We start from the raw sequence: 25,319 nt of genomic DNA, 5'->3' as shown, positions 1-25,319 counted from the left end.
ACCTGAGAACACGGAGAGGGCCGCCACACCGGTGCGGTGTGACGGCCCTCATCGGCCTCGGCGGTGCGTGTTTCACGTGAAACCGTGCGTTTCACGTGAAACACGACTCGGGGCCTCGATCAGCCGAAGATGCCTCCGTCGTCGTTTCCACCGTCTTCGCCCGGCGGATCCGGCGTGGTCGGTGGCGACTCTCCACCGGTACTGCCGTCGGTGTCCCCGCCTTCCGACGCACCACCGTCGTTGTTGCACTGCCAGTCCCAGTCGGCACAGGTCTCACTGGGCGTGGGGCTTGTTGTGGGACTCGGGGGCGGCTCGGTTTCCGAGGCGCTCGGCGTGGGGGAGTCCTCCGGCTCCTTGGTCTTGGACGGGGTCGGCGTCGGGGTCGGCGGCGGCGTCTCACCGACGACCGAACCGATCGGCTCCGGGACCGGGAATTTCTTCACGGGCTGCCCCTTCAGGGCCCGCTCCATGTAGTCCTTCCAGATCTCCGCGGGGAACGAGGCACCGTGGATCTTCTTCTGATTACCCGTGCCGTACATCTCGAGGAACTCTCGCTTCTTGCTCCCCTCGTTGTCGTCGAGCCGGTACATGCTGATCGCGGTCGACAGCTGCGGGGTGTAGCCGACGAACCAGGCGGACTTGTTGCCGTCGGTCGTACCGGTCTTGCCCGCCACCTGGCGGCCGGGCAGCTTGGCCGATGTTCCCGTGCCCTTTTCGACCACGGTCCTGAGCACGTCGGTGACGTTGTCGGCGACCGACTTGTCGAAAGCGCGCTTGTTCTCCGACTTGTGCTGGAAGACGGTGTTGCCCTTGTGCTCGACCTTCTTGACCGAGAACGGATCGTTCTGCTGGCCGCTGGACGCGAAGGTGGCGTAGGAGCCGGCCATCCGGATCGCACTCGGCGATGACGTACCGAGGGAGAAGGACGGGTAATTGGAGCTGGCCAGGCTGTTCTCCTTGATGCCGGAGGCGATGGCCGCGTCCTTCACCTTGTCCAGGCCGACATCCATGCCGAGCTGCACATAAGCCGAGTTGACGGACTCCCGCATCGCCTCGCGGAGATCAATCTGATAGGTCGGCTTGTTGTAGTCCTGACCGCCGTCGTTGGTCTGGAGCCACTCCTTGCCTTCCTTGTCCTTCCAGATGCTGCCGTCGTAGTTCTGGATCTTGAGCTTGTTCTTGCCGCTGTAGAGGCTCTTGGGGTTGACGATCGTGCGCTGGTCCTCGCCCTGGTCCGGCAACCCATCCTTGTCGCGCGTTCCGTCCTTGAAAGCCGCTGCGAGCACGAAGGGCTTGAACGTCGAGCCGACCTGCGCACCGGTCTGGTCCGCGTTGTTGGTGAAGTGCTTGGTCGCGTCCTCACCGCCGTAGATGGCCTCGATCGCGCCGTCCTCGGGATTCACGGACGCCCCACCGAACTGGACGTGGGTGTCCTTGTCCGGCCGCAGCTTGGTGTTGAGGTTCGCCTTGCGGACCTTGTTCACGGACTTCTCGAGTTTCTTGACCTTCGTCCTGTCGAAGGTCGTGTGGATCTCGTAGCCACCCCGCTGGAGGTCATTGGCCGTGATCTGGCCGTCGCTGTTGTTGATCACATACGCCTTGGCCAGGTCGACCAGGTAACCGACCTGGCCGCCCAGCTGAGCGTTGGAGCGAGGGTTCTCCAGCTTCGGGAACTCCGTGTACTTGGCCCGCCTCTCGGCGGTCAGGTGGCCGTCCTTGACCTCTTCATCGAGGATCCACTTCCAGCGCTTGGTGGCCCGCGCGGTGTTGGCTTCCTGCGTGGCCGCGGGGTCGACCGCGGCTGAGCCCGCGGGGTCGTAGTACGTGGCGCCCTTGAGCACCGTCGCCAGGAGCGCGGACTGGCTGGGGTCCAGCTCACTGGCGTCCACGCCGAAGTAGGCACGGGCGGCGGCCTGGATGCCGTACGCCCCACGGCCGTAATAGGCAGTGTTGAGATACCCCGCCATGATCTCTTCCTTGGAGACCGTCCGGCCGACCTTTATGGAGATGAACAGCTCTTTGAACTTACGCGTGAACGTCTGTGACTGGTCGCCCAGACGCGCGTTCTTCACGTACTGCTGGGTGATGGTCGAGCCACCCTGGGTCTCTCCACCCTTGGCCATGTTCACCAGAGCACGCGTGATGCCCATGGGGTCGACGCCCTTGTCGTCCTCGAACGACTTGTTCTCGGCCGAGATGACGGCGGTCCGCATCTCCTTGGGGATCTTGTCGTAGTCGATGATCTGGCGGTTCGTCTCACCACCGGTCGCGACCATCTGCTTGCCGTCGCCCCAGTAGTAGACGTTGTTCTGGGCCGTGGCCGCGTCGTCGACCTTCGGCACCCCCACCAGGGCGTACGCGATTCCCGTGACCGCCATCATGCCGCCGAGGAAGCCGACGAACAGGCCGGTGACAAGGCGCCAGGACGGAACCCAGCGCCGCAGCCCGTCCTTCTCCGCGCGCGGGTAGTCGATGAACCGCTTCTTACGGGGCTCATGGCCGCCACGGCCTCGGCCGCGGCCCGGACCGTTCGGGCCACCACCACCGCGCCGACCGCCACCACCGGCGCCACCGCGCCCGGCACCGGACCCGTCGGCTGCTCTGCGGCGGCCGCCGGAGCCTGCGGAACCGCTGCGCTGCGCGGCACGACGGGCCTCGGCACGGCCGCCGTAGGAACGGTCCCCGTCATCAGGGGCCTCTGCTCCGTGCGAGCCGGTTGAGGATGTGGGCGATCCAGTGGCGCCACGCGGTGCAGCGCGGCGGCCGGACGACGGGCCTGGGACGCCGCGTCTGGCCGCGGCGCGTCCGCCGCCCTGCGGCTGCGGCGGTTTGCGACGGTGCTCGCTCATCGAACGATTACTCCTCGGGCAGGCGCAGGTATCCGCGCCTGGAAACGGCGGCTGGTTTCCGGTCCCCCCGAAGTACGGATGCGCCCATCCCAGCGCTCACCCGCACTACACCAGGGAGAACGACGCCATCAGGCGTCACTTGGTTCCCGGCGGTCTGCATGGCGCACAGACTACGCACCGTCAAAACCCTCTTAGGACCGAAGTTCACCCAAAATCAGGCAAGTTACTTCCTACGAATCGGTGATGTGACGCCGTTCACCGTTTCCCCTCTTGTCCCAGCAGGCAGGTCGTTCTATCGTCTCGATGTATCGAGTCGATACATCAGCTCGGCATAAAGACCGTGTCGACAGACGCTGGCAGACGGGAGGCGAAGATGAGCAGACGCTCCGGCATCCTCGAGTTCGCCGTGCTCGGCCTGCTGCGCGAGTCCCCGATGCACGGCTATGAGCTGCGTAAACGGCTCAATACATCGCTGGGAGTGTTCCGCGCCTTCAGCTACGGGACGCTCTACCCCTGCCTCAAGACGCTGGTCGCCAACGGCTGGTTGATCGAGGAACCGAGCGGCACCCCCGAGGAGGCCCTCGCGGCCCCCCTCACCGGGCGCCGCGCCAAGATCGTCTACCGGCTGACGGCGGAAGGTAAGGAGCACTTCGAGGAGCTGCTCTCCCAGACCGGCCCCGACGCGTACGAGGACGAACACTTCGCCGCCCGCTTCGCCTTCTTCGGGCAGACCTCGCGGGACGTACGCATGCGGGTCCTCGAGGGGCGTCGCAGCCGCCTCGAGGAGCGTCTGGAGAAGATGCGCGCCTCCCTGGCCCGTACCCGGGAGCGCCTGGACGACTACACGCTTGAGCTGCAGCGGCACGGAATGGAGTCCGTGGAGCGCGAAGTGCGCTGGCTGAACGAGCTCATCGAGAGCGAGCGAGCGGGGCGGGACCAGCAACGGTCCGCCCCGGACAGCTCCGCTCAGCACGACAGCACATCTGGGGAGTCGGGCGGCCTGCCCCGGCGGCGGGACAACAACCCGCCGCCGGATCCGTCCGATGACACCGCCAAGTGAGGCTCCGCGGTCCGCGGGGTCTCATCCGGAATACACAGATCACAGGGAGCAACCGGAATGGGTTCGGTTCGCGTAGCCATCGTCGGCGTGGGCAACTGCGCCGCCTCGCTGGTCCAGGGCGTCGAGTACTACAAGGACGCAGACCCGGACGCCAAGGTCCCGGGCCTGATGCACGTCCAGTTCGGCGAGTACCACGTCGGCGATGTCGAGTTCGTCGCCGCCTTTGACGTCGACGCCAAGAAGGTCGGCCTCGACCTCACGGACGCCATCGGCGCCAGCGAGAACAACACCATCAAGATCTGCGACGTCCCGAACAAGGGCATCACCGTCCAGCGCGGCCACACCCTCGACGGCCTGGGCAAGTACTACCGCCAGACCATCGAGGAGTCCGACGAGACCCCGGTCGACGTCGTCCAGATCCTCAAGGACAAGCAGGTCGACGTCCTCGTCTGCTACCTGCCCGTCGGTTCCGAGGACGCGGCGAAGTTCTACGCGCAGTGCGCCATCGACGCCAAGGTCGCCTTCGTCAACGCCCTTCCGGTCTTCATCGCCGGCACCAAGGAGTGGGCCGACAAGTTCACCGAGGCGGGCGTCCCGATCGTCGGCGACGACATCAAGTCGCAGGTCGGCGCCACCATCACGCACCGCGTGATGGCGAAGCTGTTCGAGGACCGCGGTGTCCGCCTTGAGCGCACGATGCAGCTCAACGTCGGCGGCAACATGGACTTCAAGAACATGCTCGAGCGCGACCGCCTCGAGTCCAAGAAGATCTCGAAGACGCAGGCCGTCACCTCGCAGATCCGCGACCGCGAGCTGGGCGAGGACAACGTCCACATCGGCCCGTCCGACTACGTCGCGTGGCTCGACGACCGCAAGTGGGCGTACGTCCGCCTCGAGGGCCGCGCCTTCGGCGACGTTCCGCTGAACCTCGAGTACAAGCTCGAGGTCTGGGACTCGCCGAACTCGGCCGGTGTCATCATCGACGCCCTGCGCGCCGCGAAGATCGCCAAGGACCGCGGCATCGGCGGCCCGATCCTCTCCGCGTCCTCGTACTTCATGAAGTCCCCGCCGGTGCAGTACTTCGACGACGAGGCCTACGCCAACGTCGAGAAGTTCATCAAGGGCGAGGTCGAGCGCTAGAGCCGCCGCTCGAACAGTTGTTGAGGGGCCCCGGGCGATCACCCCGGGCCCCTCCTCGTATGTGAGGCTGTGCCCCATGGCTGTCGTCGGTGACCTGCGCTTACTGCTGCGCCTGCGGGACTTCCGGCGTCTGCTCGCCGTGCGGCTGATCTCCCAGGGCGCGGACGGCGTCTATCAGGTGGCCCTCGCCACGTACGTCGTCTTCTCCCCGGAGAAGCAGACCTCACCGGGCGCGATCGCCTCCGCGATGGCAGTGCTGCTCCTGCCGTACTCGCTGATCGGCCCCTTCGCCGGCGTGCTCCTCGACCGCTGGCCGCGCCGTCAGGTTTTTCTGTACGGCAATCTGCTGCGGACCGCTCTCGCCTCGGTGACCGCGGTGCTGATGCTGAGCGGCGTGCCCGACTGGCTCTTCTACGCCTCCGCGCTCTGCGTCACGGCCGTCAACCGCTTCGTCCTCGCTGGGCTCTCGGCGGCGCTGCCGCGTGTGGTCGACACCGAGCGCCTGGTGATGGCCAACTCCCTCTCACCGACAGCGGGGACGCTGGCCGCCACCGTGGGCGGCGGTCTCGCGTTCGCCGTACGCCTGGTGGGCTCCGACTCGGACGCGGCGGTGGTCTTGCTCGGGGCCGCCCTCTATCTCTGCGCGGCGCTCGCCTCGCTGCGCATGGCGCGGGAACTTCTCGGCCCGGACCCCGAGCTGATGAGACCCCGGCTCGGCACGGCACTTGCCGGTACGGCGCGGGACCTGATGGCCGGGGTGCGGCATCTGGTGCAACGGCGCCCCGCTGCCCGCGCGCTCCTCGCGATGACACTCATGCGGTTCTGCTACGGCGCCCTGTCGGTCATGGTCCTGATGCTCTGCCGGTACGCATGGTCGTCCTCGGAGTCCGACGGACTCGCTCTCCTCGGACTCGCCGTGGGCGTCTCGGGGGCGGGCTTCTTCGCGGCGGCCGTGATGACCCCCTGGGCGGTGAACCGACTGACGGCCGGCGGTTGGATCGTCGTCTGCGCCGGCTCCGCGGCCATCCTGGAACCGGCGCTCGCCCTCCCGTTCACACCGGTCCCGCTGCTGATCGCCGCGTTCCTGCTGGGCCTGACGACACAGGGAGCCAAGATCGCCACGGACACCGTGGTGCAGTCGGCGGTGGACGACAGCTTCCGTGGCCGGATCTTCTCGGTCTACGACGTGTTGTTCAACGTCGCGTTCGTCGGAGCGGCGGGAGTAGCCGCGCTGATGCTGCCGCCTGACGGGCGATCGGTTCCGCTGGTAGTCACGGTGGCCGTCATCTACGCAGCGATTGCTGCCGCTATGGCCAGATTTGACGCACAGTAAGTGTCACATCAATGCCACAGAGCCTCTCCGGGCTTCAGAGATGTCACTGCATCCCTATAACTTACGGACGTCGTATCCGCGCCATCGCGCTTCCGTTCGAGGGGGACCCCAAGTGACTACTCCGCCCCAGGGCCAGAATCCGTACGGCCAGGGCGTGCAGCCGCACCCCGGCCAGCCGGGGCAGCCCGGCCAACCCGGCGTTCCGACGCAGCCCTACCCGGCGTACAACCAGGGGGCGCCGGTCCCGCCTCCGGCAGCTCCGAGCGGTGGCCGGAAGGTCAGCAAGCTGGTCCTGCGCATCGGTGTCGTCATCGTCATCGGCATCGTCATCGCTGTCGTCAAGTGGCAGCTGGGCAAGAGCGACGCCGAATCCACGGCTGTCGGTGACTGCCTGCACAACAAGGGCACGCAGTCGCAGCCGGACCTGAAGAACACCGACTGCTCCTCGGGCGACGCCGAGTTCGAGGTCATCGAGAAGTTCGACGACACGAGCAGCGTCAGCAAGTGCAACGCGGTCAAGGGGACCGAGGTCTCCTATTTCCAGACCGGCGGCAGCCACGACGTAGTGCTCTGCCTGAAGAACAAGTAACGGCATACGCGAAGGGGCACTGTTTCACGTGAAACAGTGCCCCTTCGCATGTCCGGATCACATGCGATGTTTCACGTGAAACATCGCACCCGACCCTCATCTCACTCCTGTGCGGCCCACCACTCCTTGAGTGCCGCGATCGCCTCGTCGCGCTCCATCGGCCCGTTCTCAAGGCGCAGCTCCAGCAGGAACTTGTAGGCCTGGCCGATCACCGGCCCCGGCCGCACATCCAGAATCTCCATGATCTCGTTGCCGTCCAGGTCGGGACGGATCGAGTCCAGCTCCTCCTGCTCCTGAAGCCGCGCGATGCGCTCCTCCAGGCCGTCGTACGCACGCGACAGCGCATTGGCCTTGCGCTTGTTGCGCGTCGTGCAGTCGGACCGGGTCAGCTTGTGCAGCCTGCCGAGAAGAGGGCCCGCGTCGCGCACGTAGCGGCGTACGGCCGAGTCCGTCCACTCGCCCATGCCGTAGCCGTGGAAGCGCAGGTGCAGCTCCACCAGGCGCGACACGTCCTTCACGAGCTCGTTCGAGTACTTGAGCTCCGTCATGCGCTTCTTGGTCATCTTGGCGCCCACCACCTCGTGGTGGTGGAAGGAGACCCGGCCGTCGTCCTCGAAGCGCCGTGTCCGCGGCTTGCCGATGTCGTGCAGCAGCGCCGCGAGCCGCAGCGTGAGGTCCGGGCCGTCCTCCTCCAGCGCCATCGCCTGCTCAAGGACGATCAGCGAGTGGTCGTAGACATCCTTGTGACGGTGGTGCTCGTCACTCTCCAGACGCAGCGCCGGAAGCTCGGGCAGTACGCGGTCGGCGATGCCAGTGTCGACAAGTAGAGCAAGTCCCTTCGCCGGGTTCGGCGAGAGGAGCAGCTTGTTCAATTCGTCACGGACACGCTCCGCGGAGACGATGTCGATGCGCTCGGCCATCGCCTTCATCGCGGCGACGACCTCCGGAGCCACCTCGAAGTCCAGCTGCGCCGCGAACCTCGCGGCCCGCATCATCCGCAGCGGGTCGTCGGAGAAGGAGTCCTCCGGGGTGCCAGGGGTGCGCAGGAGACGCTCTGCAAGGTCTTCGAGGCCGCCGTGCGGGTCGATGAACTCCTTCTCGGGGAGAGCGACGGCCATCGCGTTGACGGTGAAGTCACGGCGTACGAGATCTTCCTCGATGGAGTCGCCGTACGACACCTCGGGCTTGCGCGAGGTCCTGTCGTACGCCTCGGACCGGTAGGTCGTGACCTCGATCTGAAAGCTCTGATCAGCGTCTCCGACGCGGGCGTTCTTCTGGCACCCGACCGTGCCGAAGGCGATCCCGACCTCCCACACCGAGTCCGCCCACGGCCTGACGATCTTCAGTACGTCCTCGGGGCGGGCTTCGGTCGTGAAGTCCAGATCATTGCCGAGCCGGCCAAGGAGCGCGTCTCTGACCGACCCGCCGACCAGGGCGAGAGAGAACCCGGCCTCCTGGAAACGGCGGGCAAGGTCGTCCGCGACAGGGGACACGCGCAGCAGTTCGCTGACCGCGCGGCGCTGCACCTGGCTCAGTGCGCTGGGGTTTTCTTCATTGGCGTTCGGCACAACAGAAAAGGGTACGTGCCCCGGACGCCCCCAGCTGCCCGGTTTTCGGCGGGGCCTCCAAGGCCGCGCGCCCCTCTCCGGCCAGGTCTTCCGATCATGTGGAGCAGTCCGCGGCACTTCGCCACAGCACACCTCGTTACCATGCGTGGACGCACAACCGACGACCACTGACGACAACGAGGACGGGCAACGCGTGGCCGAGGCGGCAGACTTCCCGGGGACCAGTCCCTCACCTGCCCGCCGGTGGCTGCGGCGTACGGCGGCGTTGCTGGCTGCGGCCCCAGTGCTGGCCGGCATGCTGCAGCTGCCGGCGGAGCCGACCGCGCACGCCGCGGCACCGAGCGCGGCAGCAGATGCCACCGGTTCGAACACCGTCGACGTCTCGCTCAACTCGCTCACACCCACCGCTCCGTCGGACGGGGACACGCTCACCGTCCGCGGGACGGTCACCAACGAGGGCAAGCAGACGGTGACGGGAGCCGAGGTCGGGCTGCGCCTGGGGCCGGTCCTGAACGGCCGGAGCTCGATCGACTCCGCCGCCAAGCGCTCCGGCTACCAGCCGGGGTCGGACGGCACGGAGGTCGGCGGCAAGTACGTAAAAAAGTTCTCCAAGCTCGCCCCCGGCATCCGTCAGGACTTCAGCATCTCGGTCCCGGTCAAGGCATTGAGCCTCGGCGCCGACGGGGTCTACCAGCTCGGTGTCTCGCTGACGGGCCGGACCGCCGCCCAGCCGTGGTCCCAGGTGCTCGGCTTCGAGCGGACTTTCCTGCCGTGGCAGTCGAGCGCCGCCGACACGAAGACCAGGACGGCCTATCTGTGGCCGCTCATCTCCACCGCGCACCTCACGGCGGAGACCGGCTCGGACGAGCAGCAGACGCCCGTCTTCACGGACGACGACCTGGCCAAGGAGCTCGCCCCCGGCGGTCGCCTCGAGCAGATGCTGTCTCTGGGCCGCCAGCTCGATGTCACCTGGGTCATCGATCCCGACCTGCTGGCATCGGTCGACGCGATGACGCGGAACTACCGGGTGCAGACCGCCGGCGGCAAGAGCACCACGGCGGGCAAGCACCAAGCGGTCGCCAAGGAGTGGCTCAACAAGCTCGAGCAGACCGTGCAGGACGAGAAGGTCGTCGCGCTGCCTTTCGCCGATCCCGACCTCGCCTCGCTCGCCCACAACGGCAAGGCCGTCACCGGCTCCCTCGGCCAGCTCAAGGACGCCACCGATGTGGGGGCAGAGGCCGTGGAGGTCATCCTCCACGTCAAGCCGCAGTCGGACTTCGCGTGGCCCGTGAACGGCGCCCTCGACCCGTCGATCGTCGATGTCTCCAGCTCAGCGGGTGCCCGTACGTTGATCGCCCGGAGCGACAGCCTGGGCGAGTCCAGCGGGCTGCCGTACACGCCCAACGCCGCCCGGCCCATCGGCGGCGGCAAGAAGGCCGTGGTGGCCGACGCGCGCCTCTCCACGGCCTTCCAGGGCGACATGACGGGGGCAGAGGGCTCCACGCTCGCCGTACAGGAGTTCCTCGCCCAGAGCCTGATGGTCACGCTGCAGGAACCCGACAAGCAGCGCAGCATCGTCGTCGCCCCGCAGCGCATGCCGTCCGCCAGCCAGGCCCAGGCGATGGCAAAGGCGCTGACCGCCCTCTCCGACGAGCGCTGGTCGCAGCCGCAGGACCTGTCGGCGGCGGCGAAGGCGAAGCCGGACCCGGCGGCCACGACCCAGGTGCCTTCGGCCGCTTCCTACCCGTTGGCGCTGCGTAAGCAGGAGCTGCCGAAGTCGGCCTTCAAGTCCATTCAGAACACCCAGAACAAGCTCAACCGCTTCCAGACGATCCTCAGCGAGCCCGACCGTGTGATCACGCCCTTCGGGCGGGCCATAGACCGTGAGATGTCGACGTCCTGGCGTGGCCGGGCCGGCAAGGCGGCGACATTCCGCCAGAGCGTGGAGAAGTACCTGACCACGCTCATCGAACAGGTGGCGCTGATCCGGAAGTCCGACGCGAAGCTCTCGGGCCGCAGCGCGACGATCCCGGTGACGGTGCAGAACAACCTCGTCCAGGGCGTCGACCACATGGTTCTGCGCCTGACGTCGGAGAACCCCACACGACTGAAGATCGACGACAAGGCCTACTCGGAACAGCCGGTCAAGATCGCGGGCGGACACGCCCAGTCGGTCAAGTTCACCACCACGGCCAACGCCAACGGCCCGGTCCCGGTCTACGCCCAGCTCTACACCGAAGACGGCCAGCCGTACGGCGAACCGGTCCGCTTCGACGTGAACGTCACCGAGATCACCCTCACCGTGATGCTGGTCATCGCGGGCGGCGTGCTGCTCCTCGTGCTCGCCGGATTCCGGATGTACACCCAGCGCAAGCGAGCTGCCCGTCAGCAGGCCGAGGAAGGCCCGGAAGACGGCACGGAGGACGGCCCCGACGGTGAGGCCGGCACGGAGTCAGGCGAGGACGACCCCGAGCAGCCGAGTGACCCGACACCGGACACCGCTCCGGAAAGCACCGACCCGTCGGACACGGGTGAGAGAGTGGACCGTTGAGCGATGTCGTGGCCGGTGGGCCCGGGGACGATGAGGTGGGGTAATCCATGAACGCGCCGTACGACGGTGACCGTGGCCAGGGGGCGGGCGGTTCTGGTCCCCCTGAGGGTGAGCAGGTGCCACCGCAGCCTGCCCCGGACCTGTACCTCCAGGACGCCTACGACCAGGACCCCTACCGGGCACAGGACCTCACCGCCCAGGACCCGGTGACCGAGGCGCTGTACGACCGCGCCGCACACCCCCCGCCCCCTCCCGGCTACTACCAGGACCCTCAGCCGCTCTACGCCCAGCCGCCCTCCCCGCAGCACGCCCCGGATCCCCGCGTGTGGGCCCAGACCCCGGCCCCCGAACCCGAAGGCCCGACCCAGCACCTCCCGTACGGCGACGACGCCCGTACGACGCAGTTCGTGGGCGTCGACGACCTGGTCACCCAGGCCGGCGAGGAGCGCCACGAGCCGGACGCCTTCGCCCACCTCTTCCGGGATCAGCAGCCCGGCGGCTACCGCGAACAGTCCGGCGGTTACCAGCAGGACGGCTACCAGCAGAGCAACGGTTACCCCCCGGGCAACGGCTACCCGCAGAGCAATGGCTATCCCCAGGGCAACGGCTACCCGCAGCAGGGCGGCTACCAGCCGCCCGAGCCCCCGATGGTCCCCGCTCCGGCAGCCCCCCCGGCTCCCGCCCCGGCTCCGAAGTCGGGCGGCGGCGGTCGCGCGGCGAGCGTGCTGAAGTCAAGCGCCGTGATGGCCGCGGGCACGATGGTCTCCCGGCTCACCGGTTTCGTACGCACCTTGGTGATCACCGCGGCCCTCGGCGCCGCGACGCTCGGTGACGCCTGGACCGTCGCGTACACACTGCCGACGATGATCTACATCCTGACCGTGGGCGGTGGCCTCAACTCGGTCTTCGTGCCGCAGCTCGTGCGCTCCATGAAGGACGACAAGGACGGCGGCGAGGCCTACGCCAACCGTCTGCTGACCCTCGTCATGGTCGCGCTCGGCCTCATCGTCGCCCTGGCTGTCTTCGCCGCGCCGCTGCTGATCAAGCTGATGTCGACCCCCATCGCGAACAACCCGCCGGCCAACAACGTCGCGGTCACCTTCGCCCGCTACTGCCTGCCCACCATCTTCTTCATGGGCGTGCACGTGGTGATGGGGCAGATCCTCAACGCCCGCGGGAAGTTCGGCGCGATGATGTGGACCCCGGTCCTCAACAACATCGTCATGATCTCCACGTTCGGCCTGTTCATCTGGGTCTACGGAACATCCGGTGACTCGGGCATGAGGGTAGAGACGATCCCGGCGGACGGTGTCCGTCTCCTGGGTATCGGCACCCTGCTCGGTCTGGTCGTCCAAGCCCTGGCGATGATCCCGTATCTGCGCGAGACGGGCTTCCGGTTCCGGCCGCGCTTCGACTGGAAAGGCCACGGCCTCGGCAAGGCGGTCAAGCTCGCCAAGTGGACGGTGCTCTTCGTCCTCGCCAACCAGGCCGGCGTGCTCGTCGTCACCCAGCTGGCCACCGCCGCGGGCAAGGCGTCCGGCAAGGACGGCACGGGCATCATGGCCTACTCCAACGCCCAGCTGATCTGGGGCATGCCGCAGGCCATCATCACCGTCTCCGTCATGGCGGCCATGCTGCCCCGCATCTCGCGGGCGGCCCACGACAACGACCCCGGCGCCGTCCGCGACGACATCTCGCAAGGGCTGCGCACCTCCGCGGTGGCGATCGTCCCGGTCGCCTTCGCGTTCGTCGCCCTCGGCGTCCCGATGTGCACCCTGCTGTTCGCCTCCAGCGGCAGCCAGGCCGCCCAGTCGATGGGCTTCGTCCTGATGGCGTTCGGCCTCGGCCTCATTCCGTACTCGGTGCAGTACGTCATCCTGCGCGGCTTCTACGCCTACGAGGACACCCGGACGCCCTTCTACAACACGGTCATCGTGGCCGCCGTCAACGCGGCGGCGAGCGCCATCGCCTACGTCCTCCTGCCCGCCCAGTGGGCTGTGATCGGGATGGCCGCCTCGTACGGCCTCGCCTACGCGGTCGGCGTCGGCGTCGCCTGGCGCAGGCTGCGCAACCGTCTCGGCGGCGATCTGGACGGCACGCACGTCCTGCGTACGTACGCCCGGCTCGCCATGGCGTGCACCCCGGCAGCCCTCCTCGCAGGCGCCGTCGGTTACGGAATCCTCAAAACTCTGGGTGACGGCGCCGGCGGTTCCCTCATCGCGTTGGTGGTCGGCGGAATCGTTCTCGGGGGCGTCTTCTTCATCGCCGCCCGAAAGATGCGGATTGCGGAGCTGAATTCCATGGTCGGCATGGTCCGCGGCCGTCTCGGACGGTGAGATTCAGGGGTTCGCACAACCATCACCGGCTACCGCGTGTCGTGCATAGCGCCGGACTGTGGGCACAATTGGGTTTGGCGTCTGACGAAGCGCAACGGATGGGGAGGCAGGAACGACGGTGGCGGAACGGAGCACGGCTGCCGTCGACGTGGCAGACAACAGCGGCGATGAGCCGCTGACCGCGAAGGCGGACGAGGCCACGGCCGACGGGGTGGCCCAGACCCGGGAGCGGGAAACGGCAGAAGAAGGCGCGGCGGAGACCGGTGAGCCCACTGGCCCGGGGGCGGCATCACCCCCCGAGCTGCACAGCGGCCACAAGCTCGCCAGACGCTACCGACTCGAAGAATGCGTCACCCGTCTGGACGGTTTCAGCAGCTGGCGTGCGGTGGACGAGAAACTCCGCCGGGCCGTCGGCGTACATCTGCTGCCCGCCGACCATCCGCGGGCACGATCGGTACTCGCAGCGGCCCGTTCATCGGCGCTGCTCGGCGACCCCCGCTTCGTGCACGTCCTGGACGCGGTCGAGGAGAACGACCTCGTCTACGTGGTGCACGAGTGGCTGCCCGACGCCACGGAACTCACCGCACTGCTCGCTGCGGGCCCTCTCGAGGCGCACGACGCGTACCAGCTGGTCAGTCAGGTCGCCCAGGCCATGGCGGCCGCCCACCGTGAGGGCCTCGCCCACCTGCGGCTGACCCCGAGCGCGGTGCTGCGGACGTCCTCCGGTCAGTACCGCATCCGCGGCCTCGCCGTGAACGCGGCGCTCCGCGGCATCAGCTCCGACACCCCGCAGCGCACGGACACCGAAGCGGTCGGCGCACTGCTGTACGCCTCACTGACCCAGCGCTGGCCGTACGAGGACGACGCGTACGGCCTCTCCGGGCTGCCCAAGGGCATCGGCCTCATCGCCCCCGACCAGGTGCGCGCAGGCGTACACAGGGGCCTCTCCGAGCTCGCCATGCGCGCGCTCGTGAACGAGGGGGCGACCGCCTCCCGCCAGGATCCGCCGTGCACGACGCCGGAGGAGCTGGTGAAGGCGATCGGCGAGATGCCGCGCATCCGCCCGCCGGAGCCCGTGTTCACCGCGCCGCCCGAGTACCAGCGCACGACTTATCAGCAGGGCACCTACGGCCGCACCGCACCCCGTCCGGGTGCCACCCAGCCGCTTCCGGCTCCGCCGCCCCCGCTGCAGAGCCGTACCGGCAAGGCCCTCAAGTGGACCGTGTCCGCTCTCCTGATCGCGGCCCTGGGCCTCGGCAGCTGGCAGCTGGCGGACGCGCTGATGGACCGGGGCAATTCCGATGACCCCGGTAACTCGGAAACGTCCGACGGCGGCGACAAGAACGACCCGAAGCCCACACAGGCGATCAAGATCGCGAGAGGCGAGGAGTACGTCCTCAAGGGCGACGCACAGGATCTCCAAGGTGTCCCCAACACGTACGACGGCGACGACTCGACGTACTGGCGGACCAACAGCTTCATAGGGGGTCCCAAGCTGGCCCCCTACAAGCCTGGCGTCGGCATCGTCTACGACCTCGGCAAGGAGCAGGACGTGTCGACCGCGTCGATCGGGCTCCGCTATCCCGGCGACCACACGACGATCGAGCTGTACGCCGCGGACTCGATGTCCTCGTCGACGCCCCCGAGCTCGATGAAGAAGATCGGGACCGTCACGACCACGGGCAAGAGTGCGAAGATCAAGGCGAAGAAGCCCGTCGCGACGCAGTACGTGCTCGTCTGGCTCACCGATGTACCGAGCTCACCCCGTGATGAGTACAGCAGCGCTGGGTACAAGCAGGCCATCACGGACGTGAAGTTCACAGGCTGAGGGCCGAGGCTCACCGGGGAGGGGGTTCGACGGTGGACGGCACCACGCACGGCGAGATGAGCGACCAGGACCTCCTGGCTCATCACGTGGCAGGGGACAAGGACGCCTTCGGCGAGCTCGTACGGCGCCATCGCGATCGCCTGTGGGCCGTCGCCCTGCGCACGCTGGGCGACCGCGAGGAGGCCGCTGACGCGGTCCAGGATGCTCTCGTCTCCGCCTACCGTGCCGCGCACACCTTCCGCGGGCAGTCGGCCGTCACGACGTGGCTGCACCGGATCACCGTGAACGCCTGCCTCGACCGGGCACGCAAGACGGCATCCCGGAAGACGTCTCCCATCGACGACACCGAACGGCTCGAGCAACTCCTCGAACCGCACGAGTCCGCGGCGGCCCCCGTCGAGCGAGGCGATCTGCACCGCGAGCTCTTCGAGGCGCTGGGCACCCTGCCGCACGACCAGCGCGCCGCCCTCGTCCTGGTGGACATGCAGGGCTACCCGGTGGCCGAGGCGGCCCAGGTGCTCGAGGTACCCACCGGCACCGTGAAGAGCCGCTGCGCACGCGGCAGAGCCAGACTGCTGCCGCTGCTCGCTCACCTGCGTACAGAGACGCGTACGCAGGACGCAGAGAGCGGCGACGACAAAGACGGCAAGAAGTCGGGCCCGGGAAGGAACCGGACGCAGGGGACATCCGTCCCACCTGCAGCGGGGCCACGGGATGCGGGACCAAGCGATTCAGCTGCTGTGAAGGGCGGAGGTGGGCGAGCGTGACAACCACGACCGACTCGGCCGGGCACCCAGAAGTCGCTGAGCTCTCCGACCTCGCAGAGGGACTGCTCCCCCTGTCCCGAACCGTCGATGTGCGACGGCACCTGGACGACTGCACGCTCTGTGCCGATGTCTACGACTCCCTTGAAGAGATCCGGGACATGCTCGGCACGCTGCCGGGACCACCACGGATGCCGGTCGACGTCGCCGGACGTATCGACGCGGCGCTGGCAGCCGAAGCGCTGCTGGACTCCATCGCCCCTGGTTCCGTCGACTCGATCGACCCGGATCCGATGCTCAGGCCCGCGGTCGCCGTGCGTGTTTCACGTGAAACATCGCCCGGCTCCGGTGAACGCTCCGAACCCTTCGAGCCCGCTGACCCCTTCGAGCCGTCCGAACCTTCTCGCACCCCCGCCTCCAGCCCACCCGCAGACCGGCCCGCGGGACACTCCCGCGCCGCCACGGGGCCCGGACGCGGAAGCCGATTCCGGGGCGGCCGTCGGCGCAACGTAGTACTCGGTGCCGTCTTCACGGCGGCCGCCATCGGCCTCGGCTCCTTGTTGATACAGAACGTGGGCGGCGACTCAGGCGGTACGAGCGACACGGCATCAGGCCACGCCGACTCGGCGCACGCCTTCTCCGAGGGCAAGCTCAAGGGCCAGGTGAACGACCTGCTCGCCAAGGCGCCCACCACGGAGCCCGAAAGCAGCAAACCGTCCTTCGACGTGCGGTCCAGCCCGGAGTCCCCGAAAGACAAGACCTTGCCGAAGCGTGAGTCCACAGTCACCGTCCCGCAGTGCATTCAGCTCGGCATCGGCGACAGGACACCGATCGCCGCCGAAGAGGGCACCTACAAGGGGAAGGACGCCTACCTCGTCGTGGCGTCCCACGACTCCGACAGCATGAAGGTCTCCGCCTTTGTCATCGACGCGACGTGCGTGGACAAGTCGTCGTCGGCCACCGCTGCGGGCAAGGTACTGCTGACCAACTCCTACGCGCGGCACTGACCCTCCCACCGCCGTGGCGGGAGGACTCGGCCCAGCGTGGCATCCTGACGTCCCTGACATGCTTCCGTGCGCTCGGACACGTCGGGAATGCATGCCCCGTAGGATCCGTTGGGTGGGGTGAGAGACCTGAGACAGGCATCCCCCAGCAGTACGCAGCAGTCTCCAGAGACGAGGAATCAAGCCGTGACCGACGTCCGTAACGTGATCATCATCGGCTCCGGCCCCGCCGGCTATACGGCGGCGCTCTACACCGCGCGAGCGTCGCTGAAGCCCCTGGTGTTCGAGGGCGCCGTCACCGCAGGTGGTGCGCTGATGAACACCACTGAGGTGGAGAACTTCCCGGGCTTCCAGGACGGCGTCATGGGCCCCGACCTCATGGACAACATGCGCGCCCAGGCCGAGCGCTTCGGCGCCGAGCTGGTTCCGGACGATGTGATCTCCGTCGACCTCAGTGGCGAGATCAAGACCGTGACGGACACGGCGGGCACCGTGCACCGCGCGAAGTCCGTGATCGTGACGACGGGTTCCCAGCACCGCAAGCTCGGCCTGCCGAACGAGGACGCACTCTCCGGCCGCGGAGTCTCCTGGTGTGCGACCTGTGACGGCTTCTTCTTCAAGGACCAGGACATCGCCGTGATCGGCGGTGGCGACACCGCGATGGAGGAGGCCACCTTCCTCTCCCGCTTCGCCAAGTCCGTGACGATCGTGCACCGCCGCGACAGCCTGCGCGCCTCGAAGGCCATGCAGGAGCGCGCCATCGCCGACCCGAAGATCAAGTTTGTCTGGGACAGCGAGGTCGCCGAGATCAAGGGTGACCAGAAGCTCTCCGGCCTGACGCTGCGCAACCTGAAGACGGGCGAGACCGCCGAGCTTCCCGTGACCGGTCTGTTCATCGCGATCGGCCACGACCCGCGCACGGAGCTCTTCAAGGGCCAGCTCACGTTGGACGACGAGGGCTACCTGAACGTCGACGCGCCTTCGACCCGGACGAACGTGCCCGGCGTCTTCGCCGCCGGTGACGTCGTCGACCACACATACCGCCAGGCGATCACGGCGGCCGGCACCGGCTGCTCCGCCGCCCTCGACGCCGAGCGGTTCCTCGCTGCCCTCGTGGACAGCGAGACGGCCGCCGCCGCCGTCTGACATCCCATCCTCCCCACCGCAACATCGAGTTAAGGAGCCCGCCGTGGCCGGCACCCTGAAGAGCGTGACTGATGCCTCCTTCGAGGAAGACGTCCTGAAGAACGACAAGCCCGTCCTGGTGGACTTCTGGGCCGCCTGGTGCGGGCCGTGCCGCCAGATCGCGCCGTCTCTCGAGGCGATCGCGGCCGAGCACGGCGACAAGATCGAGATCGTCAAGCTCAACATCGACGAGAACCCGGGCATCGCGGCCAGGTACGGCGTCATGTCCATCCCGACCCTGAACGTGTACCAGGGTGGCGAGGTGGCCAAGACGATCGTCGGCGCCAAGCCGAAGGCGGCTCTGGAGCGCGACCTCGCGGACTTCATCGCCGAGTAACGAGCGGCGCCGCGACAAGGCGACGCGTTGTTTCACGTGAAACACAGATGGGCCAACCCTCCGGGGTTGGCCCATCTGCATGAAAGGGGTGAGTCAGAGCGGCCGGAGCACAGGCTCCTTCTGCACCGCCCCGAGTAGCCGGTCGAGCGCCATCTCGACGTCCTCCTTCCAGGAGAGCGTCGTCCGCAGCTCAAGCCTCAGCCGCGGATATGAGGGGTGCGGACGGACTGTCTTGAAGCCCACCGCCAGTAGATGATCGGCGGGCAGCACGCAGGCGGGCTTCTCCCATCGGGCGTCGCCGAAGGCCTCGATCGCCTTGAACCCGCGCCGCAGCAGATCCTTCGCGACCGTCTGGACGATGACACGGCCGATTCCCTGACCCTGATAGCCCGGCATGATCCAGGCGGTCATCAGCTGAACGGCATCGGGGGATACGGGGCTCGTCGGAAAGGCGGTGGCGCGAGGCACGTACGCCGGCGGGGCGTACAGCACGAAGCCGACCGGAACATCATCGACGTAGACGACTCGGCCGCAGGATCCCCACTCCAGCAGGACGGCGGAGATCCACGCCTCCTTCTCGAGCTCCGGCGTACCGGCTTTTACCGCGGCTTGGCCGCTGACCGGGTCCAGCTCCCAGAAGACACACGTCCGGCAACGCTGGGGAAGGTCCGGAAGGTTGTCCAGCGTGAGCGGTACGAGCCGACGCCCCATGAAGGCTGTTCCTCACTTCCTTCGCCTGCCGCATCGCGGGCGGCAGTCAGAGCGCTCCGTTCCTTCAGCAGGCTGCCGACGAATCCGCCGACCGCTCCCAGCCCAAGGCCCGCAGTCATCAATCCGGTGCGGCTCACCGATCGCATGGCCCTCCCCTCCCCAATGAGGTGCCGCCAGCTGGATGCGCCATACCCAATCGCATCGTATCCACGATGCGATTGCACCGATACCGTAAGAAAGCAAAGAGCGGGCCGTGTTCCGGTACACACCGGACACGGCCCGCTCTCAGCGGACTACCTGATGAGGCTCAGGCCTTTTCGCCCTCGGACGTGTCGTCCTCAGTGGGGTCCTCGGCAGAGCCTTCGACGACTCCATTCATCAGGACCGGCCCCTCGCCCGGAGCGAGTGTCGTGAGAATGCGCTCCAGGTCCTCCAGGGAGGCGAAGTCGACGACGATCTTGCCCTTCTTCTGCCCCAGGTCCACCCTCACACGGGTCTCGAACCGGTCGGAGAGACGATTGGCAAGGTTGGTGAACGACGGCGACACCCGACCGCCCGCACGCGGCCCCTTGGCCCGCGGAGCACTCTGCGGTCGCGAACCCATGAGGGTCACGATCTCCTCGACGGCCCGCACCGAAAGCCCCTCGGCCACGATCCGGTGCGCCAGGCGGTCCTGCTCCTCCGTGTCCTCGACGGACAGCAGAGCACGAGCGTGGCCCGCGGAGAGCACTCCGGCAGCGACCCTGCGCTGAACCGCCGGCGACAGCTTCAGGAGCCGCAGCGTATTCGAGACCTGCGGACGGGAACGGCCGATCCGGTCCGCCAGCTGGTCGTGCGTGCAGTGGAAGTCCTTGAGCAGCTGGTCGTACGCGGCAGCCTCTTCCAGCGGGTTCAGCTGCGCGCGGTGCAGGTTCTCAAGGAGTGCGTCCAGGAGGAGCTTCTCGTCGTCCGTCGCGCGGACGATCGAGGGGATGCGCTCGAGCCCGGCCTCACGGCAAGCCCGCCAGCGTCGCTCGCCCATGATGAGCTCGTAGCGCGAGGCCCCCACCTGTCGTACGACAACAGGCTGGAGAAGCCCGACCTCCTTGATGGAGGTCACCAGCTCGGAAAGGGCGTCCTCGTCGAAGACCTCACGGGGCTGCCTCGGGTTGGGCGTGATGAAGTCGAGAGGCAGCTCGGCGAAGTGCGCACCGACCGGACTCTCCTCGGCCTCCGCCGCTCCGTTCAGCGGCTGCTCCGTTTCATGTGAAACGGAGCTCTGCGGGAGAGCCGCTACCTTCGCGGCCGCCACACCCCGCTCGGCGGTGAGTACCGGTACAGCACCGGGCGAGGCCGAAGCTCCGCTCATGGCCTGGGCGGTCGACTTCTCCGTCGGGGCCGCAGGGATCAGGGCGCCGAGGCCACGACCCAGCCCTCTCCGTCGCTCGCTCACTACATCCCCTCCGTCGTACTGTGCTGATCATTCTGGGCGCCCATGTGGGCGTGCTGTACGTCGTAGCGAACGCCGACGCCGCGTAGCGCGATCTCCCGTGCCGCCTCGAAGTACGAGAGGGCACCGCTCGATCCCGGATCGTAGGTGAGCACCGTCTGCCCGTAGCTCGGCGCTTCGGAGATACGGACCGAGCGGGGAATGCTCGTCCGCAGGACCTCTTCGCCGAAGTGGGTGCGCACCTCGTCCGCCACCTGTGAGGCGAGCCGGGTCCGGCCGTCGTACATGGTGAGCAGGATCGTCGAGACGTGCAGGTGGGGGTTGAGGTGCCCCCGAACCAGGTCGACGTTGCGCAGGAGCTGGCCCAGGCCCTCCAGTGCGTAGTACTCGCACTGAATGGGGATCAACACCTCCGCACCGGCGACCAGAGCGTTGACCGTCAGCAGGCCGAGCGACGGCGGGCAGTCGATGAGGATGTAGTCCAACGGCTGCTCGTACGCCTGAATCGCCCGCTGCAGGCGGCTCTCTCGCGCCACCAGCGACACCAGCTCGATCTCCGCACCGGCGAGATCGATGGTGGCCGGGGCACAGAAAAGTCCCTCGACGTCAGCTACCGGCTGCACGACTTCGGAGAGCGGCTTGCTCTCGACCAACACGTCGTAGATGGAAGGCACTTCGGCGTGGTGGTCGATCCCCAGAGCCGTGGAGGCGTTGCCCTGCGGGTCGAGGTCGACGACCAGGACGCGCGCGCCGTGCAGAGCGAGCGAAGCGGCGAGGTTGACGGTTGTCGTCGTCTTGCCCACTCCACCCTTCTGATTGGCAACCACCATGATTCGGGTCTGCTCGGGTCGTGGCAGGCCCTCGCCTGCACGGCCAAGGGCTTCCACCGCCAGTTGGGCAGCACGACCGATAGGGGTGTCGTCCATCGGGGGCGGTGTTTCACGTGAAACATCCTCCCCCGCCGACTCGGTACGGGGACCGGGGACCGGATCGGTCATCGGTCCCGCGATGTTGGCGTCGGACCGCAAGGATTCACTCTCCTCGACTTCAGGCTCGCAATGAACAGAGCCTCCCATGCTTTGAGGTTCATGAACCAGCGAGGCCCGGTCTTGTGTGGACGAATCCACCTCTGTGGACAACTCCGTCCCCTTATCGAGGGAACCGAGTGGGCGGCGGTCGCGAGGTTCCGCAGCGCGGCCGCGACTGATGATGCCATGCAGCAGTGAGCGACGTTTCACGTGAAACACGATGCACGGCAGCCGGGGTGCCGCTTGCGCGACACCCCGGTATGCGTACGTTTGGCAGCTTTTGTGGAGTAAAGCTCGTCGTCAGGACGGATCAACGACGGGGATAAGAATGCTCGGCGGCGAGGACGAGACCGCTCAGCGGCGACGCCGAGTCCGTCCCGTACGGGCAGCCTTCGCCCGCTTGGCCGCGAAGCGCACACCGCCGGGACTCTCTCCGACCTCCACCCGCACGACCGTGGACAGTGGGTCCACCACGCCCTCACCGACATGCAGCACCGAGGTGTTCACCGCACCGAGCTTGCCCAGAGCGGCCCCCGCAGCCTTGACCTCTTCCTCGGCCGTGTCGCCCTTGAGCAACAGCATCTCCCCGTACGGACGCAGGAGCGGCACACCCCAGGCCGCGAGACGGTCCAGCGGCGCAACAGCCCGCGCGGTCACCACGTGGACGGGAGGCAGCTTCCCAAGGACCTCCTCGGCGCGGCCACGCACGACGGTCACGTGGTCGAGTCCGAGGAGCTCGACCACTTCGGTGAGGAAATTCGTCCGCCGCAGCAGTGGTTCAAGCAGCGTGATCTTCAGATCCGGCCGGACGAGGGCCAGCGGAATGCCGGGCAGACCCGCTCCCGAGCCGACATCGCACACCATCACGTTCTCGGGCACGACCTCGGAGAGGACCGCGCAGTTCAGCAGATGCCGCTCCCACAGCCGAGGCACTTCGCGGGGGCCGATCAGTCCGCGCTGCACTCCCGCATCGGCCAGCAACTCCGCGTACCGGACCGCGTCCGAGAAGCGCTCACCGAATACCGCCCGGGCCTGCTCCGGCGCCGAGGGGAGCTCCGCTGCCTCCGTCACGGGGACCGTCCTTCCGTACCGCACTGGTGTGGCTGACTATCAGGCTGACAAAGACCGGCCCCGCCTGCGAACAGACGGGGCCGGGTAAACGTCGTTCGATCAGGCGGGAAGCACGACGACGAAGCGCTGCGGCTCCTCGCCCTCGGACTCGCTGCGCAGACCGGCGGCCTTGACCGCATCATGCACGACCTTGCGCTCGAAGGGCGTCATCGGCTTGAGGTTGACCGGCTCGCCGGAGCTCTTGACCTCGGCCGCGGCCTTGGCGCCCAGCTCGGAGAGCTCCTCGCGCTTCTTGGCGCGGTAACCCGCGATGTCCAGCATCAGGCGGCTGCGGTCACCGGTCTCACGGTGCACCGCGAGACGCGTCAGCTCCTGAAGCGCCTCCAGGACCTCACCGTCGCGGCCGACGAGCTTCTGCAGATCCCGGCCGTTCGAGTCGCTGATGATCGAGACAGCGGCGCGGTCGGCCTCGACGTCCATGTCGATGTCGCCATCGAGGTCGGCAATGTCCAGCAGACCCTCGAGGTAGTCCGCCGCGATCTCACCCTCCTGCTCAAGACGGGTGAGAGTGTCGCCGGCCTCGACCTCGGCCTCGGCGGGGGCGGTGGTGCCTTCCGTCACGGGATGGACTCCTTCTACTTCTTGGACGGGTGCTTGGGCCGCTGCTGGCCCTTGCGCTGCCCCGACTTGGCTTGGCGTGCGTTACCTGACCCGGACTTGCCACCCGCGGGCTTGCCCTGGGGAGCGGCGTCCTCAGGCTCGTCCTGAGTCTTCTCCAGTGACGTCTTCGCATCCGAAGCCGTCTCCGTGTCACTCTCCGCCTTGCCCTGTGCGGCGGCGGACTGGCGCTGCGACTTGCTCTGGCGCTTGGGCTGCTGTCGCTTCGGGGCACCGCCACCGGCGGCCGGAGTGCCGTCCTCGGTCTCCGTGGCGACAGCCGACTCGCTCGGTGCGACGGAGCCGTCGGCCTGGGCGACCAGACCTTCCTTGCTCAGACCGTTGATGAACTTGCGCTCGAACTCGTTGCGGTCCCTGCCCTTGGCGACGATCGCCTTGATGACGTTCGCGTTGCCACGGCCCCGCACCTTCTTGGTGTGCGAGAGCTGCTTCTGCAGGCGCTCCAGGAACGCGGCCTGGGCCTTGGACCCCGGAGTCGGGTTCCGGCGGATCACGAACATCTGCTGGCACATGGTCCACAGGTTGGTGGTCAGCCAGTAGACGAGGACACCGACGGGGAAGTTGATGCCGAACACGGCGAACATGATCGGGAAGACGTACATCAGCATCTTCTGCTGCTGCATGAACGGCGTCTTGACCGTCGTGTCCACGTTCTTCGTCATCAGCTGGCGCTGCGTGTAGAACTGCGAGAACGACATCAGGACGATCATGATCGCGGTCACGACGCGGACGTCGGTCAGCGAGGCGTGGAGCGCCTGGACCTTTTCCTCGCTGTCCATGAACTTCGCGGCCAGCGGGGCGCCGAAGATGTGCGCCTTCTGCGCACTCTCGAGCAGCGGCTTGTCGATGACGCCGATGGTGTCGTTCGACGCGATGCCGGAGAGCACGTGGTACAGGGCGAAGAAGAACGGCGACTGCGCCAGGATGGGAAGGCACGAGGAGAGCGGGTTGGTACCCGACTCCTTGTACAGCTTCATCATCTCTTCGGACTGACGCTGCTTGTCGCTCTTGTAGCGTTCCTGGATCTTCTTCATCTCGGGCTGCAGCGTCTGCATCGCCCTGGTCGCCTTGATCTGCTTCACGAAGAGCGGGATCAGGCAGATACGGATCAGGATCACCAGGGACACGATGGACAAGCCCCAGGCCCAGCCCGTGTCAGGACCGAAAATGGCCCCGTACAGCGAGTGGAACTGGACGATGACCCAGGAAACGGGTGTCGTGATGAAGCTGAACAGACTGGCAATCGTGTCCACTAATCAGGCTCCTTGAGCATGGGACGGGGTCTCGGCGGCCGGGCCAGGGGTATCCGGGGAGATCTCCCCGGACGGCACGCCAGCGGCGGAGGGCCCGCCCTTGCGTTCGCGCCACATGGCGCGCAGCATCTCGTGCCACCGCGGGCGCTTGCGCGGTGGCACATGGTCGACACCACCGAGCGACCACGGATTGCACCGCAGGATGCGCCAGGCCGTCAGCGCCGTTCCCTTGATCGCACCGTGCCGGTCAATGGCCAGGTAGCCGTAGCGGGAGCATGACGGGTAGTACTTGCACACCGGACCAAGCAACGGACTGATCGTCCACTGATACAGCTTGATCAGAGCCAGCAGTGGGTACTTCATCGAGCGCCCCCTCCCAGCAGCCGCTGTAGAGCGGCATCCAGGTCTTGGGCCAGCTGTGCATGGGAGGCGTCGCCCGCACCGGGCAACGCTCGTACGACTACCAGGCTACCGGGGGGCAGCAGGGCCACCCGGTCACGCATCAGGTGGCGAAGCCTGCGCTTCACCGTGTTGCGTACGACTGCTCCGCCAACGGCCTTGCTCACGACGAAACCCGCACGCGTCGGGGGAGAGCTCTCCCCCGA

The 25,319-nt window shown here is 67.4% G+C and carries 21 protein-coding genes; 11 read left to right on the top strand and 10 right to left on the bottom strand.

Annotation, left to right across the window (positions count from 1 at the left end; translation table 11 throughout):
• Window positions 1–119: 119 nt before the first annotated feature.
• A complete protein-coding gene (locus ACFQ7F_RS20820) occupies window positions 120–2,849 on the bottom strand; it encodes a transglycosylase domain-containing protein (RefSeq protein WP_383272443.1) in 2,730 nt (909 codons plus the stop codon).
• Window positions 2,850–3,222: 373 nt separating this feature from the next.
• On the opposite strand from ACFQ7F_RS20820, the gene ACFQ7F_RS20815 reads away from it, so the two are divergent.
• The 4 genes from ACFQ7F_RS20815 (at window position 3,223) to ACFQ7F_RS20800 (ending at window position 6,971) form a co-directional block, all read left to right on the top strand.
• Window positions 3,223–3,909: a helix-turn-helix transcriptional regulator gene (locus tag ACFQ7F_RS20815; protein WP_383272441.1), complete on the top strand. Its 687-nt coding sequence runs from the start codon at window positions 3,223–3,225 to the stop codon at window positions 3,907–3,909.
• A gap of 57 nt (window positions 3,910–3,966) precedes the next feature.
• Window positions 3,967–5,049 (top strand): inositol-3-phosphate synthase, encoded by a 1,083-nt coding sequence (locus ACFQ7F_RS20810; protein WP_383272439.1) that lies wholly within the window; start codon window positions 3,967–3,969, stop codon window positions 5,047–5,049.
• A gap of 76 nt (window positions 5,050–5,125) precedes the next feature.
• Complete coding sequence (locus ACFQ7F_RS20805) at window positions 5,126–6,382, top strand: MFS transporter (RefSeq protein ID WP_383272437.1); 1,257 nt, start codon at window positions 5,126–5,128, stop codon at window positions 6,380–6,382.
• 112 nt (window positions 6,383–6,494) lie between these two features.
• On the top strand, window positions 6,495–6,971 hold the full coding sequence (locus ACFQ7F_RS20800) for a hypothetical protein (protein ID WP_383272435.1): 477 nt from the start codon (window positions 6,495–6,497) through the stop codon (window positions 6,969–6,971).
• 101 nt (window positions 6,972–7,072) lie between these two features.
• On the opposite strand, the gene ACFQ7F_RS20795 is transcribed toward ACFQ7F_RS20800, so the two are convergent.
• Window positions 7,073–8,539 carry a CCA tRNA nucleotidyltransferase gene (locus ACFQ7F_RS20795; protein WP_383272433.1) on the bottom strand — a complete coding sequence of 489 codons (1,467 nt, stop codon included), beginning with the start codon at window positions 8,537–8,539 and terminating at the stop codon, window positions 7,073–7,075.
• A gap of 193 nt (window positions 8,540–8,732) precedes the next feature.
• Between ACFQ7F_RS20795 and ACFQ7F_RS20790 the strand changes: the two genes are divergently transcribed.
• The 7 genes from ACFQ7F_RS20790 (at window position 8,733) to trxA (ending at window position 18,544) form a co-directional block, all read left to right on the top strand.
• Complete coding sequence (locus tag ACFQ7F_RS20790; RefSeq protein ID WP_383272499.1) at window positions 8,733–11,090, top strand: DUF6049 family protein; 2,358 nt, start codon at window positions 8,733–8,735, stop codon at window positions 11,088–11,090.
• A 47-nt stretch (window positions 11,091–11,137) separates the two neighbouring features.
• Window positions 11,138–13,426, top strand: coding sequence for a murein biosynthesis integral membrane protein MurJ (gene murJ / locus ACFQ7F_RS20785; protein WP_383272431.1), 2,289 nt, complete (start codon window positions 11,138–11,140; stop codon window positions 13,424–13,426).
• 118 nt (window positions 13,427–13,544) lie between these two features.
• Window positions 13,545–15,254: a protein kinase family protein gene (locus ACFQ7F_RS20780; protein WP_383272429.1), complete on the top strand. Its 1,710-nt coding sequence runs from the start codon at window positions 13,545–13,547 to the stop codon at window positions 15,252–15,254.
• Between the two features lie 32 nt (window positions 15,255–15,286).
• Window positions 15,287–16,021 carry an RNA polymerase sigma factor SigM gene (gene sigM / locus ACFQ7F_RS20775; protein ID WP_383272427.1) on the top strand — a complete coding sequence of 245 codons (735 nt, stop codon included), beginning with the start codon at window positions 15,287–15,289 and terminating at the stop codon, window positions 16,019–16,021.
• Entirely contained in the window at window positions 16,018–17,025 is a 1,008-nt protein-coding gene (locus ACFQ7F_RS20770; protein WP_383272425.1) for a hypothetical protein, read from the top strand. The genes sigM and ACFQ7F_RS20770 overlap by 4 nt, the downstream gene beginning before the upstream one ends.
• Before the next feature lie 183 nt (window positions 17,026–17,208).
• Window positions 17,209–18,168 (top strand): thioredoxin-disulfide reductase, encoded by a 960-nt coding sequence (gene trxB, locus ACFQ7F_RS20765; RefSeq protein WP_383272423.1) that lies wholly within the window; start codon window positions 17,209–17,211, stop codon window positions 18,166–18,168.
• Between the two features lie 43 nt (window positions 18,169–18,211).
• On the top strand, window positions 18,212–18,544 hold the full coding sequence (trxA, locus tag ACFQ7F_RS20760) for a thioredoxin (RefSeq protein ID WP_383272421.1): 333 nt from the start codon (window positions 18,212–18,214) through the stop codon (window positions 18,542–18,544).
• 93 nt (window positions 18,545–18,637) lie between these two features.
• On the opposite strand, the gene ACFQ7F_RS20755 is transcribed toward trxA, so the two are convergent.
• From ACFQ7F_RS20755 to rnpA, 8 genes are all read right to left on the bottom strand, one after another.
• Window positions 18,638–19,255 (bottom strand): GNAT family N-acetyltransferase, encoded by a 618-nt coding sequence (locus ACFQ7F_RS20755; RefSeq protein WP_383272419.1) that lies wholly within the window; start codon window positions 19,253–19,255, stop codon window positions 18,638–18,640.
• 307 nt (window positions 19,256–19,562) lie between these two features.
• A complete protein-coding gene (locus tag ACFQ7F_RS20750) occupies window positions 19,563–20,687 on the bottom strand; it encodes a ParB/RepB/Spo0J family partition protein (RefSeq protein ID WP_383272418.1) in 1,125 nt (374 codons plus the stop codon).
• Window positions 20,687–21,760, bottom strand: coding sequence for a ParA family protein (locus ACFQ7F_RS20745; RefSeq protein WP_383272417.1), 1,074 nt, complete (start codon window positions 21,758–21,760; stop codon window positions 20,687–20,689). Before ACFQ7F_RS20745 ends, ACFQ7F_RS20750 begins: the two co-directional genes overlap by 1 nt.
• A gap of 306 nt (window positions 21,761–22,066) precedes the next feature.
• A complete protein-coding gene (gene rsmG / locus ACFQ7F_RS20740; RefSeq protein ID WP_361472723.1) occupies window positions 22,067–22,783 on the bottom strand; it encodes a 16S rRNA (guanine(527)-N(7))-methyltransferase RsmG in 717 nt (238 codons plus the stop codon).
• A 99-nt stretch (window positions 22,784–22,882) separates the two neighbouring features.
• On the bottom strand, window positions 22,883–23,404 hold the full coding sequence (locus tag ACFQ7F_RS20735) for a protein jag (RefSeq protein ID WP_383272414.1): 522 nt from the start codon (window positions 23,402–23,404) through the stop codon (window positions 22,883–22,885).
• 14 nt (window positions 23,405–23,418) lie between these two features.
• Entirely contained in the window at window positions 23,419–24,714 is a 1,296-nt protein-coding gene (gene yidC / locus ACFQ7F_RS20730) for a membrane protein insertase YidC (protein WP_383272412.1), read from the bottom strand.
• Window positions 24,715–24,717: 3 nt separating this feature from the next.
• On the bottom strand, window positions 24,718–25,077 hold the full coding sequence (yidD, locus tag ACFQ7F_RS20725; RefSeq protein WP_383272410.1) for a membrane protein insertion efficiency factor YidD: 360 nt from the start codon (window positions 25,075–25,077) through the stop codon (window positions 24,718–24,720).
• Window positions 25,074–25,319: ribonuclease P protein component (gene rnpA / locus ACFQ7F_RS20720; protein WP_383272408.1), on the bottom strand; the 246-nt coding region annotated here is incomplete at its 5' end. The genes rnpA and yidD, both read right to left, overlap by 4 nt.

This window comes from Streptomyces sp. NPDC056486, assembly GCF_042795295.1.
In the GTDB taxonomy this organism is placed as follows: Bacteria; Actinomycetota; Actinomycetes; order Streptomycetales; family Streptomycetaceae; genus Streptomyces.
The sequence above is the reverse complement of the archived record's forward strand: the minus strand, read 5'-3'. Positions and strand labels throughout refer to the sequence as shown.